Source organism: Nocardioides marinisabuli, assembly GCF_013466785.1.
Taxonomy (GTDB): Bacteria; Actinomycetota; Actinomycetes; order Propionibacteriales; family Nocardioidaceae; genus Nocardioides; species Nocardioides marinisabuli.
The window spans coordinates 3,600,838-3,613,456 of sequence record NZ_CP059163.1 but is presented as its reverse complement, the minus strand read 5'-3'; the positions used below and the strand labels follow the sequence as shown (position 1 = coordinate 3,613,456).

Sequence of the window (12,619 nt, the reverse complement as noted above, 5' to 3'; positions counted from 1 at the left end):
TGGGTTAACTCTTGCGAAGTTAAGCCTTCTGCGTCAGAGCGCTGGTGATCCGCATCTCGGCGGTGAGGGTCCGGTGCACCGGGCAGCGGTCCGCGATCTCGAGCAGCCGCTCGCGCTCGGCCTCGTCGAGGTCGCCGACCAGGGTGATCTCCCGGTGGATCGCCTCGACCCGGCAGGGCCCGTCACCGTCGTGGCCGGCGGCGGCGCAGTCGTCGGGGTGGTGGCGCCGGTGGGACAGGCGGACCGAGACGTGCTCGAGCGCCAGCCGCTTGCGCTCGGCGTACATGCGCAGCGTCATGGAGGTGCAGGTGCCCAGCGCCGAGAGCAGCAGGTCGTAGGGCGTGGGCCCGGTGTCGTCGCCGACGCCGACGGGCTCGTCAGCGTGCCAGGTGTGGCGCCCGGCCTGGACGGACTGGGCGAGCCGGCGGTCCGGCTCCTCCTCGACCAGCACGGTGCCGGCGCCCAGCCCGGCCCCGTCGGCCCCGTCGGGCTCCTCGGCGGTGGCGGGCGCCGACTCGGGCAGGTAGCGACCCGCCCACACCGACAGCACGTCGGCGACGTACTCGGCGTCGCGGCGGTGGGTGAGCAGGTGGTCGGCCCCGTCGAGCGTCACGAAGCTCTTGGGGTGGCGGGCGGCCTCGTAGAGCAGGCGCGCATTGTCGATGCCGACCTGCTGGTCGCCGGGGGCGTGCAGCACCAGGAGCGCCCGCTCGAGGCTGCCGAGCGCCGACTCGAGCTGCTGGGCGGCGACGTCCTCGAGCAGCTGGGCCCCGATGGTGAACCGGCGGCCCGCCAGCAGCACCTCGGCGCGCCCCTCGCTCTCGATGCGTGCCCGGGTGTCGTCGTCGAAGAGCTCGGCCACGTGACCGGGGTCGAAGGGGGCGCCGATCGTCGCGACCGCCGCCACCGACTCGATCCTCGGCGCCGCCGCGACGACCGCTGCCCCGCCCAGGCTGTGCCCCACCAGCAGCGAGGGTGCCGCGTGCCGCTGCTCGAGCGCGGTCGCGGCGGCGACGAGGTCCTCGACGTTGGAGGTGAAGTCGGTGTTGGCGAACTCGCCGTCGCTGCCACCCAGCCCGGTGAAGTCGAAGCGCAGCACCCCGTAGCCGCGCTCGACCAGGCGCCGGCTGATGCGCGAGGCCGCCACCACGTCCTTGGAGCAGGTGAAGCAGTGGGCGAACAGCGCCAGCGCCCGCGGCTGCGCCTCGGGCAGGTCGAGGCGACCGGCGAGGTCGTGGCCGGCGGAGCCGGGGAAGGTGAACTTCTCGGAGCGGGTCACCGCTGCACCCTAGCCAGCGACCCCCGACGGCGGGGCGGGGCGCTCAGCGGTACTCGGGGTTCTCGTAGTCGAACCGGGCGCCGTCGTCCCACGCCGGTCGCTGGTTGCCGTGGGCGGGCACGCCGCCGGACTGCTTGAGCAGCCGGGCGGTGTGCAGCAGGTTCCAGGTCATGAAGGCGGTGTTGCGGTTGGTGAAGTCGTTCTCCGGTCCCCCGCTGCCCTCGTCGAGGTACGACGGGCCCGGGCCGGCCTCGCCGATCCACCCGGCGTCGGCCTGCGGCGGGATCGTGTAGCCGAGGTGGCCCAGGGAGTAGAGGACGTTCTGGGCGCAGTGCTTGATCCCGTCCTCGTTGCCGGTGATCAGGCAGCCGCCCACGCGGCCGTAGAAGATCGACTGGCCCTGGTCGTTGAGCATCCCGCTCTGGGCGTAGAGCCGCTCGATGACCCGCTTGGTGACGCTCGAGTTGTCGCCCAGCCAGATCGGCCCGCCGATGACCAGGATGTCGCTGGCCAGCACCCGGGGCCAGATCTCGGGCCACTCGTCGCTCGCCCAGCCGTGCTCGGTCATGTCGGGGTAGACGCCGGTGGCGATGTCGTGGTCGACGGCGCGCAGCACCTCCACCTCGACGCCGTGCTTGCGCATCACGTCGGCGCTGGCCTCGATCAGCCCGCCGGTGTGGCTGACGTCGGGGCTGCGCTTGAGCGTGCAGTTGATGAACATGGCCCGCAGGTCGGAGAAGTCGAGGTCGCTCATGACCCCACCTTGCCCGGGTTCGTCACGTCCCGCCAGGGATCCACCAGCCGCGTCCCGGCACCCCCGGGCCTTGGGGGTCGACGAGCAGCACCGGGCACCGGGCGTCGTGCAGCACGCCCCGCGCGACCGGTCCGAGGTGGGAGCCCAGCGGCACCAGGGGGTCGTGGCGGCCGATCACCAGCAGGTCCGAGCCGCCGCTCGCCTCGACCAGCGCGTCGGCGGGCGAGCCGTGGCAGGTCTCGATGCTGAGCGGGACGCCGGCCGCCTCCTCGCCCATCTGCGTCATCGCGGCCCGTACGTCGGCGGCCGCCCGGTCGGCCCACTCCTCGGCCTGCGCCCTGGCCACCACCACGTCCTCGTAGATCCCCGCGAGCTTCCAGGCGTGCAGCGCGTGCAGGGTGGCACCGCGGCTCCGCGCCGCCGCGACCGCCCAGCGCAGGACGCCCTCGGAGCGCACCGGCACGTCGACCCCGACGGTGACCCGCGGCTCGTGGCCGGGCGGACGCTGCGGGCTCCACGTGGAGGGGACCGAGACGACCGGCACCCGGCTCTGGGCGCCGAGCCCGTTGGTCACCGACCGCGACACGACCCGGCGTACCCGCGACAGGTCGCGGTGCTGCACGACGACCATGCGGGCGTCCTGGGTCGCGTCGCGCAGCGACTCGACCACGGAGCCGACGGCCATCTCGGAGGTCAGGGTGGTGCCGGGCCGCAGGACGGCCCGGGCGTGGTCGAGGGACTGGTTCAGCGCCCGACGTCCTCGCTCCTGCACCTCGGGCGAGGTGACCAGGATGCTGTCGGGGCCGTGCACGAAGGCCGGGGCGACGTGCACGAGGTGCACCCCGCAGCCGGCCCGGGCCGCCTCGTCCGCGGCGAAGGCGAGGGCGGCCTCGCCGACGTCGCTGCTGACCGCGACCACGACGGGGTGCGGATCGGTGTCGTCCATGGGGTCCTCCGTTGTCGGTGCAGGTTCGGCAGGCTCGATGGGTGGGCGTCTCTCAGCCGCGGCGGTGGGGCTCGACCAGGAGCACCGGGCAGGCCGCCTCGTGCAGCACGGCCCCGGTCACCGGACCCAGGTGGGAGCCCATCGGCACCAGCGGGTCGTGCTTGCCGAGGACCAGCAGGCAGGAGGTGCGGCTGGCGTCCACGAGCCGCTCGGCCGTGGGCTCCTCGTAGGCCTCCACCGAGACCTCCACCCCGTCCAGGTCGAGCGCCCCCTCGCCGGCCAGGGCGTCGAGCCGCTCCCGGATCTCCTGGGCCTCCTGGCGCCCGACGCCCTCGCCGTGGGTGCGTGCCAGGGCGGGGTCGTCGTAGAAGCCGGGCAACCCCCAGGAGTGCAGCAGCTCGAGCCGGGCGCCGTGGGCGCGAGCGGCACCGACGGCGGCGACCAGCACCGCGTCCGAGCGCTCGGGCGAGTCCACCCCGGCGGTCACGACGGCTCCCCCCGGAGTCTGCGGCGGACCGGTCCAGCCGGCCGGCACCGAGACCAGCGGCACCCGCAGCCGCGCCGCCAGCCCGCGCGTCGTCGAGCGCGAGACGAGGCGGCGCACGCGCGAGAGGTCGCGGTGCTGGAGCACCACGACGCGCGGTTCGTCGAGGTCCTCCACGGCCGCGACGAGCTCGTGCACGACCGTCCCGATCATCAGCCTGCCGGTGACCCGGGTGCCCTCCCCCGCGAGCTCGCGGCACCTCTCCAGGGCGTCGCGCAGGCTCTGGCGCCCGACCGCCTCGACGTCGACCGACTGCACCAGCACCAGCTCGGGCCCCTGCGGCAGCGAGTGGACGACGTGCACCACGTGCACCCCGCACCCCAGCCGCTGGGCCTCGGCGACGGCGAAGGTCATGGCGGCGTCGGCCGGCTGGTCGCCGACGGCGAGGACGACGGGTCCGGGATCGGGCTGGCTCATCTGGGGCCTCCGTGTCGGTGTGGCGCCCGGGGCCGGCGGGCCCCGGGTCTGCTCCCACTCTCGTGGACCTCCCCGCTGCTTCCTAGGGACCAAGGTCCGCCCCGTGGGGACCCGAGGCCCCTGCCCCACGTGCCGGCGTGCACGCACCGTGGAGCGGGAAGGCTCGGCACGCACACACAGGAGGGGTCGCGATGCAGGCGCTACGGCTGAAGGCATGGAGGAGCGAGGCGGAGCTCGAGGAGGTGGAGGTGCCCGAGCCTGGTCCCGGCGAGGTGCTGGTGCAGGTGGGCGCCGCGGGCGCCTGCCACTCCGACCTGCACCTGATGCACGAGTTCGACGCCGGCGCCCTGCCCTGGGGCCCGCCCTTCACGCTGGGCCACGAGAACGCCGGCTGGGTGCACACCCTCGGTGCGGGGGTGCGGGGGCTGGAGCCCGGCCAGCCGGTCGCCGTCGTCGGTGCGTGGGGCTGCGGCACCTGCCAGCGCTGCCTCGACGGGCTCGAGACCTACTGCGATCGGCCCGACCTGGCCCCCGTGCCCGGTGGTGGCGGGGGGCTGGGCCTCGACGGCGGGATGGCGGAGTTCCTGCTGGTGCCGGCCGCGCGGCACCTCGTCCCGCTGCCCGACGGGCTCGACCCGCTCGGGGCCGCACCCCTCACCGACGCCGGCCTCACGCCCTACCACGCCGTACGACGCTCGCAGGCCAAGCTCGGCCCCACCTCCACCGCGGTCGTCATCGGCATCGGTGGGCTGGGCCACCTGTGCGTGCAGGTCCTCAAGGCCACCACGGCCGCCACGGTGATCGCCGTCGACCCTCGCGGCTCCGCGCGCGACCTGGCGCTCGCCTGCGGGGCCGACCTGGCCCTCCCACCCGGTGCCGACCTGGTCGACCAGGTCCGCGAGGCCAGCCACGGCCGCGGCGCCGACGTGGTGCTCGACATGGTGGGCTCCGACGACACCCTGGCCGCGGGCGCGGCCTGCGTGCGCCAGCTGGGCGACCTGACGATCGTGGGCCTCGGCGGGGGCACGCTGCCGGTCTCCTTCTTCGGGATCGCCTACGAGGCCAGCGTGCAGACCACCTACTGGGGCAACCGTCGCGAGCTGGTCGAGGTGCTCGACCTCGGCGCGCGCGGTCTGCTCCGCTCGGAGTCGACCCTCTACACGCTGGCTGACGCCGCGCAGGCCTACCGCGACCTGGCGCACGGCACCGTGTCGGGGCGGGCGGTGGTCGTCCCGAGCGACCGGTACGCCGGGTAGGCGCTCAGCCCTCGAGGTCGATGTCGCACTCCGTCTTGGCGTGCTCGGCGATCTCGTCGGCGGCGGTCTCGAACTCCTCGCCGCCGAAGCCCTCGAGGGCGGCGCCGACCTCCTCGAGCTTCTCGAGGTCCATGTCGGCCTCCGCGTCGCCGCTGACCATGGCGTCGAGGTCCTCGACGCTGAGACCGGCCTCGTCGAGCCGGTCCTCGAGCTCGGCGGTGCCCTCGTTGAGGGTGGCCCACTGCTCGCTGACCTCGTCGGGGGCCGCGTCGCCGAGCTGCTCGAAGACGTCGATGAGCTCGGCGAAGCTGCCCGCCTCGCCGCTGTCGATGGCCTCGAACTGGTCGCGGGAGCCCGCGAGCTCCTCGCAGTAGGCCTCGACGTCGCCGCCGGAGCAGGCGCCCAGCGCCAGCGGGAGGCCCAGGAGGGCTGCCGCGAGGAGGGCGGAGGGACGGGTGGCGCGCGCTCTGGGATTCGTCATGCCAGCAGCATGCACCCATCGCACGGCCCGCGCCGCGCTTCCGCGCTTCCGCGGCGGGTCAGCCCAGGCGCCCGGGGCCCTGCTCCCACCCGTCCGGGTCGGCGGTGAACCTGCGGATGTCGTCGAGCAGCACCGTCGACAGCTCCGGGGCGACGTCGCGGTCCTGCCAGGCGACCTCGCGCAGGTGCTCGATGAAGGCGTCACGACGACGCAGGGCGCCGGAGAGGTCGGGGCCGGGCGGGGCGGCCGAGCGGCCAACCGCGAACCCGACCGCGGCCCCGAGCAGCAGCAGGACGAGGAGCAGCGCGGCGGGGATCACCCTTCGACTCTGCCACCCCGCCCCGCACCGCCACACCCCCCGGCGCGGGTGCCCTCAGGCGTCGGCGCCCACCGGGGTGCGGAGCACCGGAGCGGGCGCCGGGCTCTCCTGCACCCAGCCGCCCTCGCGCGGGGCGTCGTACGTCGCGCGGTCGAGGATGCCCTCGCGCTGCGCGACCAGGGTCGGCACCAGCGCCTGCCCGGTGACGTTGACCGCGGTGCGGCCCATGTCGAGGATCGGGTCGATCGCCAGCAGCAGGCCCACGCCCTCGAGGGGCAGCCCGAGCGTCGAGAGGGTCAGCGTCAGCATCACGGTGGCGCCGGTGACGCCGGCCGTGGCGGCCGAGCCGATGACCGAGACCAGCACGATCAGCAGGTAGTCGGTCACCGCGAGGTCGACGCCGAAGAACTGGGCCACGAAGATCGCGGAGATCGCCGGGTAGATCGAGGCGCAGCCGTCCATCTTGGTGGTCGCGCCCAGCGGCACCGCGAAGGAGGAGTAGGCGCGCGGCACGCCCAGGTTGCGCTCGGTCACCGACTCCGTGACGGGCATCGTGCCGACGGAGGAGCGGGAGACGAAGGCCAGCGAGATGGCCGGCCAGGCGCCGGAGAAGAACTGGCGCACCGAGAGGCCGTTGACGGCCAGCAGCACCGGGTAGACGACCAGCAGCACCAGCAGCAGGCCGGCGTACACCGCACCGGTGAAGACGCCCAGCGAGCCCAGCGCGTCCCAGCCGTACGTCGCGACCGCCTTGCCCAGCAGCCCGACCGTGGCGACCGGCGCCAGCAGGATGATCCACCAGAGCACCTTCTGCACCACGGCCAGCGCCGAGCGGACCACGACCAGGAACGGCTCGGCCGCGTCGCCGACCTTGAGGGTGGCGATGCCGACCGCGATGGCCACGACGAGGATCTGCAGCACGTTGAAGGACAGCGCGACGCTGCCGTCGTCACCGGCGGCGGCCTGGAGGCCCAGGACGTTGGAGGGCACCAGGCCGTTGAGGAAGTCGAGCCACGAGCCGCTGGTCGACGGCGCCGACGCGGCTTGCTCGGAGACGCTGGTGCGCGAGCCCGGCTGCAGCACCAGGCCCAGGACGATGCCGATGGACACGGCGATCAGCGCCGTGCCGGCGAACCAGGCCAGCGTCTTCCAGGCCAGCCGGGCGGCGCCGGCGACGTCGCGCAGGTTGGCGATCGAGGCCACGATGGCCAGGAACACCAGTGCCGGCACGACCGCCTTGAGCAGGGTGACGAAGGTGCTGCCGACCGTGGTCAGGGTCTCGGTCAGCCAGTTGGGGTCGACCTCGCCGGCGGCCGAGACGCCGTCGGGGCCCATCGAGCGGGCCACCAGGCCCAGGACGACGCCGAGGACGAGCCCGATCAGGACCTGGACGCCGAAGGAGGGCATCCGCAGGCGGCGGGCGGGGGGCGAGGCGGGCGTGGTGGGTGGTGCAGAGGTGGGCAGGGCGGAGCTCATGGGGTGGTGCCTTTCGCAGCGGCCGACCGGCGTGCGCCGTCGGCTGGGACCGAGGAGTGGGGGTCGGGCTCAGCTGCGACAGGGGGCGCTCTGCGCGCGCTGGAGGTCGATGAAGAGCCGCCGCGTCAGCAGCTCACCCTCGGTCGTCCCTCTGCGCACGGGTGGCCGAACCCGGTCCTCGCGCGGTTCATTCCCCGCCGGGGGTGGATGTGCCGCAGGGCACACTGCCGCCGTGAGTGTCAGCTGCCGCCGGCGATCCGCTTGATGGCCGCCAGCGTGCGCGGGATGCCGTCGAGCGCCTGCTGGGTGCGGTCGTCGATCTGGGCAGCGGCGTCGTCGCCGAACTTCTCCTCGAACATGGCGATCCCGCCGGGCAGGAACTCCCACAACTCGGTGAGCCTCGTGCCCTCGCCGGACGGCTCCATGGTGAAGCCCCACCGCACGAACCCGTCGCCCACGACCCACGCGAACTCGCGCCCACGCTCGGCCGCGACCACCCGCGACCGGGTCTCCCAGGTGCGGTGCGGCAGCTCGTTGCGGCCGGTGAACCAGGCCCCGACCTGACCGGCCTGCGACTCGTCGTCCCACCAGCACGTCGCGCAGACGGGGCTCCACTCGCCGGTGCGGGTGATGTCGGAGACGAGGTCGTAGACCGCCGGCGGCGACGCGTCGATCTCGATCGACTCCTGGTGGGTGCGGGGGCTGGTGGTGTCCATGCCTCCACCTTCACAGACGAGACGTCGTACCGCCCCCGTTGCCCGGTGCACGGGACCGTGCCAGCATCGACCGATGGACCTGAGCACGAGGATCCCCCCGCCGGCGTACGCCGCCGCGGCCGTCACGGCCCAGGCCCTGCTGGCCCGCAGCCGGAGGCCGACCCGGTGGTCCGGGCTGCTGGGTGGCGGCGTGGCGGCCGGTTCGCTCGGCGTGGCGATGTCGGCCACCAGGCTGTTCCACCGGCACGGCACCACCGAGCTGCCGTTCCACCCCGAGCAGGCGAGCGTCCTGGTCACCGACGGCCCCTTCTCCCGCACCCGCAACCCCATGTATGTCGGCCTCACGGGCATGCTGGTCGGCCACGCCCTCGCCCGCCGTTCGCCGGTGGCGCTGCTGCCGGTCGCTGCGTTCGTGACCGTCGTCGACCGGCTGCAGATCGCCGCCGAGGAGGCGGCCCTCAGCGCGAAGTTCGGCGCCGAGTACGACGCCTACCGGGCCCGGGTCCCCCGCTGGCTCGCGCCGGTCGGCGCCTGAGGCTCCTCGTCCTCCCCTGGATCAACGCGCGCTGGCGAACCAGGGCCGGTGCAGGTCGAGGTACCTCGTGTCGCGCACGTGCGCCATCGCCTCGGCGAAGTCCCCCAGCTCGGGCGGCAGGTCCTGCTGCTCGCCGGCCCGGGCCTCCTCCTCGGTGCGGAAGCACACGGTCTCGACGAACCAGCCGTCGGGCTCGATGGCCAGCGTCCCGCCGATGATGTCCGGGCGCGCCTCGTGCAGGGCGTCCATCGGCCGCTCCATGACGTGCCGCAGCCGCTCTGGGTCGTCGATGCGTCCCTGGATGACCTGGACGAAGCCGGCGTCGTCGGAACCCCCGTCCAGGAACAGCATCGCGTCGTCGCAGTCGTGGACGCTGACCTCGCCGTCGATGCAGCCCTGCATGCGCTGCCACCACTCGCCCTGTTCGGGCCGTGCCGAGTTGCGCTCCGCAGCCTCGCGCGACTCGAAGCGCACGACCGCGACGGCCTCCCCGTCGTCGGTGACCCCGTAGGTCCCGCCGAGCCAGCCCTCGGCGCTCGGCCCCAGGGTCTCGGTCCACTCCTCCGTGAGCTGGCGCAGTCGACCTGGATCGTTGCACCGCCCCTGGATGACCTGGATGAACATGTCTCCTCCCCTCTCCAGAGCCCACCCCGCCCGGAGCGGGCACCCATCGACGTTACGCCTGCACCGAGGCGCTGTCACCGGATGAGGAGGCCTATCGGCAGGCCGTACGCCGCAGCGAGCAGCAGGCCCAGCACCGCCGCGAGGTGCCAGCGCGCTCCCGTCGCGAGCCGCGCGACGACGGCCAGCAGGGCGACCACCCACAGCACCCCTGCGAGCTGGTAGGCCGCAGCGAAGCCGGCGCCCTCGCCGGTCAACCAGCCGAGCGCCTCGTCGGGCGTCACCAGGCCGACCAGCACGATCACGGCCACCACCGCCTCCACCAGCATGGTGGTGAGCGCGAAGGGGACCGTCGTGGCCAGGCTGACCTGCGCGAACACCCCGGGGAAGCCGGCCGCCTCCGATCCGCTCCGGTCGGAGACCCCTGCCAGCAGCCAGGCGAGAGCGGCGGTCATGGCCAGGAACAGCGGCCCTGGTACCAGATCTGGTAGGCGTACTGCTCCTCCGCCGTGAGCGGCAGGACGGACGGGGCTGCGGCGGGGTAGTCGCGCAGCAGGAACACCAGCAGGATCAGCGTGTAGGTGCCCAGGACGAGCGCGAGGGCCGCCAACCCGGTGCGCAGCGGCGCACCGCTGTGCCCGGCGCTCGCGAGCCCCTCGACCGGTCGCGCCACCACCGACCACCACAGTCGCCGGAGGCCCAGGGCGTCACCCATGGCGAGCTCCTCGTCCGTCGGCCTCACCAGTCCGTACTGCTCCCACCCCACAGGCGGCAGCCGAACGGCGGAAGGGGCGAAGGTCCTTGACGGGGGGGGCAGCGCCTCAGGCGCCGGGCAGCACGAACATCTCCCGGATGAGACGCTTGGCGAGCTCGCCACTGCGCTCGAGATCCATCGTGTCCGGGTCGGCCAGGTGCTGGACCAGGACTCCTCGGAGCAGCGCCTCCACCATCCTGCCGGCATCCTCGGCCGTGTAGCCGCGCAGGTCGAAGTCCCCGGCCTCGACGCCCTCGCGCACCCAGCCGGCCACCAGGGACCGGAACAGCGCGTTGTTCGCGGCGACGGCCTCGCGCAGCTCCGGCGTCGAGGTCGTGGACTCGACGATGATGACGTACATGGCGCGCGACAGGTTCGTGTAGTCACGTCCGCCGCTCAGGTACTGGTCGACGAAGTAGTCGAGCACCTCGATCCCGTGCAGGTCGGGGATGGCCGTCAGGGCCCCCCGCAGTCGTTCCTGGATGCTGCGGACCACCTCGACCATGCACTGGTCCTTGGTACCGAAGTGGTGCGAGACGAGCCCTCGGCTCAGCTGCGCCACCCGGCCGATCTCCGACATCGTGGTCTTCGCGTACCCGCGGGTCCCGAGCAGCTCGATGGCGGCGCTGACGAGCTTCTCGCGGGACTCCGCGGTCCTGTCGGCCTGGCTGCGGCGCGCGACGCCGTTCGGACTCGGGGACATGGCGGGACTATAGGCCGCACCACCCCTCCCGGCCGGAGCGGCCCGCTCGTCGCGGTCCGCCTGGGACCGGGGCGCTCCCCTGGACGGCGGGCAGCCCCGCGACCAGTCCTGGACAAGTTACTTGTCATCCAGCCAACTTGTGGTTAGCGTCACGCGCACCTCGTGACACAGGTCACGGTCGCGTCCGCGTCCCAGCGCACGACGCGTCACCTCGAGACTGGAAAGAGACGTCGTGAACTCATCTCACACTCCCCTGGCGAAGGCGGAGGGGCACCCACCCCGCCCGGCGGCACCGAACAAGGCGGTGATCCTCGCGGTGGCGACCCTGCTGATCTTCACGCTCGACGCGGAGGCGTTCGCCCTGATCCCGATCCTGGCCGACCTGGTGGTGCACTACGGGCTCAGCCCCGTCCAGCTGACCTGGACGCTGGCGGTGATGGGTCTCGTCGGAGCGGGGACGATCCCGATCCTGGCTCGGGTCGGCGACCTCTTCGGCATCCGGCGGGTCATGCTCATCTCGTCCGGCATCGCTGCCACGGGTGCGGTGCTCGCCGCCCTGGCCGACGGCGCCACGCTGCTGATCATCGGGCGCGCCATGACCGCTGTCGGCGCAGCCTGCCTCCCGCTGCTCTACGCCTACATGCGCAGCTTCAGCGACAGCAACGACAGCGTCGACTTCGCCGCGGGCTTCATGACCGCCGTCATCGGCGCCGGACTGGTCGTCTCGTTCCTGCTCGGCGGGTTCGTCATCAAGGTCGGCGGCACGGCGCAGACGGTCCTGGCGATCATCGCCGCCCTCGCCGTCCTCGGGTTCGTCCTGCTGTGGCTGCTGCCCGAGGTCAGCACGCGGGTCGTCTCGTCGATCGACTACGTCGGCGCCGGCCTGCTCGTCGCCGCGCTCACCGCGCTCACGCTCGGGCTCAGCCAGGGCAACCGTTGGGAGTGGACGTCCGGCCGTGTCGTCGCACTGCTCGTCCTCGGCGTCGCCGGGCTGCTGCTCTGGGTCGCGTGGGAGCTGCGGGCACCCAACCCGATCATCGACCTGCGCGTGCTCGGGCGCCGCGAGGTGTGGCCCGCCTGTGTCGTGGCCGCGTTCGGCTCCTTCCTGGCAGGCAGCTTCGTCCTGACCGCCAGCCAGTACATGGCCACCCCTGAGGTGGTCGGGTACGGCTTCGGCATGACCTCGTTCTCGATCGGTCTGTACTTCCTGCCGCTCGGCATCATCATCGGCTTCGGCGGCCTGACCCTGCGCCCCCTGCTCACGCGCCTCGGCCTGCGCGACACCGCGGTCCTCGGCGGCGTGATCTCGACCATCGGCTTCATCTGGTTCACGCTGGACGAGACGCCGTCACGGACGGACTACCTGCTCATCATGGTCGTGTGGGCGTTCTCCTACCTGCTGATGGTGACCGCAGCGGCCGCCGCCTACATGCGAGCCTCCCGCCCCGGCGAGGAGGGCATGGTCGCCGGTGGGGCACGCGTCGTGGCGACCGGACTGGGCGCACTCGGGCCGGCGATCGTCTCGGCCATCCTGACGTCGTCCTTCATCCCCCAGACCGCGGTGCCCCAAGGCACCAACTACAACGGCATCTGGCTCTTCATCGCCATCTGCACCGGGCTCGTCACCGTCACGGCCATGCTCATCCGCCCCTCGGAGACCCGGTCCGACCTGGCTCCCAACACGGTCCTGGCCGACGAGGGCGACTCCGCGGCCCTGTCGGTCCCGTAGCCGGCGCCGACCGGCAGCAGCCTCCCGAGGCAGCCCCGTGGTCCCCTGCCGCCACCGAGCCCCCCGCCGGTGGTGGCGGGGGGCTCGGT

15 protein-coding genes are annotated in these 12,619 nt (G+C 73.3%); 3 read left to right on the top strand and 12 right to left on the bottom strand.

All coding sequences use genetic code 11. From position 1 onward, the window contains the following. Window positions 1–19: 19 nt before the first annotated feature. The 4 genes from H0S66_RS17380 to H0S66_RS17365 are packed head-to-tail and all read right to left on the bottom strand — an operon-like array spanning window position 20 to window position 3,940. Entirely contained in the window at window positions 20–1,279 is a 1,260-nt protein-coding gene (locus H0S66_RS17380; protein ID WP_179616481.1) for a bifunctional alpha/beta hydrolase/OsmC family protein, read from the bottom strand. Between the two features lie 43 nt (window positions 1,280–1,322). Then, window positions 1,323–2,033, bottom strand: a complete 711-nt coding sequence (locus H0S66_RS17375) for a flavodoxin family protein (protein WP_179616480.1) — start codon at window positions 2,031–2,033, stop codon at window positions 1,323–1,325. Between the two features lie 22 nt (window positions 2,034–2,055). Further along, complete coding sequence (locus tag H0S66_RS17370; RefSeq protein ID WP_179616479.1) at window positions 2,056–2,979, bottom strand: universal stress protein; 924 nt, start codon at window positions 2,977–2,979, stop codon at window positions 2,056–2,058. Between the two features lie 52 nt (window positions 2,980–3,031). Next, on the bottom strand, window positions 3,032–3,940 hold the full coding sequence (locus H0S66_RS17365) for a universal stress protein (protein WP_179616478.1): 909 nt from the start codon (window positions 3,938–3,940) through the stop codon (window positions 3,032–3,034). A 248-nt stretch (window positions 3,941–4,188) separates the two neighbouring features. On the opposite strand from H0S66_RS17365, the gene H0S66_RS17360 reads away from it, so the two are divergent. Then, the gene (locus tag H0S66_RS17360) at window positions 4,189–5,196 is read left to right on the top strand and encodes an NAD(P)-dependent alcohol dehydrogenase (RefSeq protein ID WP_258016967.1); all 1,008 of its coding nucleotides are present in this window, start codon (window positions 4,189–4,191) and stop codon (window positions 5,194–5,196) included. Window positions 5,197–5,200: 4 nt separating this feature from the next. On the opposite strand, the gene H0S66_RS17355 is transcribed toward H0S66_RS17360, so the two are convergent. The 4 genes from H0S66_RS17355 to H0S66_RS17340 all read right to left on the bottom strand — a co-directional run bounded on the left by H0S66_RS17355 (window position 5,201) and on the right by H0S66_RS17340 (window position 8,188). Next, window positions 5,201–5,677, bottom strand: a complete 477-nt coding sequence (locus H0S66_RS17355) for a hypothetical protein (RefSeq protein WP_179616476.1) — start codon at window positions 5,675–5,677, stop codon at window positions 5,201–5,203. A 58-nt stretch (window positions 5,678–5,735) separates the two neighbouring features. After that, on the bottom strand, window positions 5,736–5,996 hold the full coding sequence (locus tag H0S66_RS17350; protein WP_179616475.1) for a hypothetical protein: 261 nt from the start codon (window positions 5,994–5,996) through the stop codon (window positions 5,736–5,738). Window positions 5,997–6,050: 54 nt separating this feature from the next. After that, window positions 6,051–7,472, bottom strand: a complete 1,422-nt coding sequence (locus H0S66_RS17345) for a dicarboxylate/amino acid:cation symporter (protein ID WP_179616474.1) — start codon at window positions 7,470–7,472, stop codon at window positions 6,051–6,053. Window positions 7,473–7,711: 239 nt separating this feature from the next. Then, window positions 7,712–8,188, bottom strand: coding sequence for an SRPBCC family protein (locus H0S66_RS17340; RefSeq protein ID WP_179616473.1), 477 nt, complete (start codon window positions 8,186–8,188; stop codon window positions 7,712–7,714). Window positions 8,189–8,261: 73 nt separating this feature from the next. Here H0S66_RS17340 and H0S66_RS17335 point away from each other — a divergent pair, with 73 nt between their 5' ends. Further along, window positions 8,262–8,723 (top strand): methyltransferase family protein, encoded by a 462-nt coding sequence (locus H0S66_RS17335; RefSeq protein WP_179616472.1) that lies wholly within the window; start codon window positions 8,262–8,264, stop codon window positions 8,721–8,723. A gap of 21 nt (window positions 8,724–8,744) precedes the next feature. Here the strand turns inward: H0S66_RS17335 and H0S66_RS17330 are convergent, their stop codons facing one another. The 4 genes from H0S66_RS17330 to H0S66_RS17315 all read right to left on the bottom strand — a co-directional run bounded on the left by H0S66_RS17330 (window position 8,745) and on the right by H0S66_RS17315 (window position 10,801). Beyond that, complete coding sequence (locus tag H0S66_RS17330) at window positions 8,745–9,347, bottom strand: hypothetical protein (RefSeq protein WP_179616471.1); 603 nt, start codon at window positions 9,345–9,347, stop codon at window positions 8,745–8,747. 74 nt (window positions 9,348–9,421) lie between these two features. Further along, window positions 9,422–9,799 (bottom strand): hypothetical protein, encoded by a 378-nt coding sequence (locus H0S66_RS17325; RefSeq protein WP_179616470.1) that lies wholly within the window; start codon window positions 9,797–9,799, stop codon window positions 9,422–9,424. After that, complete coding sequence (locus H0S66_RS17320; RefSeq protein WP_179616469.1) at window positions 9,796–10,059, bottom strand: hypothetical protein; 264 nt, start codon at window positions 10,057–10,059, stop codon at window positions 9,796–9,798. Before H0S66_RS17320 ends, H0S66_RS17325 begins: the two co-directional genes overlap by 4 nt. 106 nt (window positions 10,060–10,165) lie before the next feature. Continuing rightward, window positions 10,166–10,801 (bottom strand): TetR/AcrR family transcriptional regulator, encoded by a 636-nt coding sequence (locus tag H0S66_RS17315; protein WP_179616468.1) that lies wholly within the window; start codon window positions 10,799–10,801, stop codon window positions 10,166–10,168. A 316-nt stretch (window positions 10,802–11,117) separates the two neighbouring features. Between H0S66_RS17315 and H0S66_RS17310 the strand changes: the two genes are divergently transcribed. Continuing rightward, window positions 11,118–12,530 carry an MFS transporter gene (locus H0S66_RS17310; protein WP_179616467.1) on the top strand — a complete coding sequence of 471 codons (1,413 nt, stop codon included), beginning with the start codon at window positions 11,118–11,120 and terminating at the stop codon, window positions 12,528–12,530. The last annotated feature ends 89 nt before the right edge of the window (window positions 12,531–12,619 follow it).

Bases quoted from the DNA above. Each gene is read 5' to 3' on its own strand.
- H0S66_RS17315 (WP_179616468.1), bottom strand. From the start codon at position 10,801: ATGTCCCCGAGTCCGAACGGCGTCGCGCGCCGCAGCCAGGCCGACAGG.
- H0S66_RS17320 (WP_179616469.1), bottom strand. From the start codon at position 10,059: ATGGGTGACGCCCTGGGCCTCCGGCGACTGTGGTGGTCGGTGGTGGCG.
- H0S66_RS17375 (WP_179616480.1), bottom strand. From the start codon at position 2,033: ATGAGCGACCTCGACTTCTCCGACCTGCGGGCCATGTTCATCAACTGC.
- H0S66_RS17330 (WP_179616471.1), bottom strand. From the start codon at position 9,347: ATGTTCATCCAGGTCATCCAGGGGCGGTGCAACGATCCAGGTCGACTG.
- H0S66_RS17340 (WP_179616473.1), bottom strand. From the start codon at position 8,188: ATGGACACCACCAGCCCCCGCACCCACCAGGAGTCGATCGAGATCGAC.
- H0S66_RS17335 (WP_179616472.1), top strand. From the start codon at position 8,262: ATGGACCTGAGCACGAGGATCCCCCCGCCGGCGTACGCCGCCGCGGCC.
- H0S66_RS17355 (WP_179616476.1), bottom strand. From the start codon at position 5,677: ATGACGAATCCCAGAGCGCGCGCCACCCGTCCCTCCGCCCTCCTCGCG.
- H0S66_RS17370 (WP_179616479.1), bottom strand. From the start codon at position 2,979: ATGGACGACACCGATCCGCACCCCGTCGTGGTCGCGGTCAGCAGCGAC.
- H0S66_RS17345 (WP_179616474.1), bottom strand. From the start codon at position 7,472: ATGAGCTCCGCCCTGCCCACCTCTGCACCACCCACCACGCCCGCCTCG.
- H0S66_RS17365 (WP_179616478.1), bottom strand. From the start codon at position 3,940: ATGAGCCAGCCCGATCCCGGACCCGTCGTCCTCGCCGTCGGCGACCAG.
- H0S66_RS17325 (WP_179616470.1), bottom strand. From the start codon at position 9,799: ATGACCGCCGCTCTCGCCTGGCTGCTGGCAGGGGTCTCCGACCGGAGC.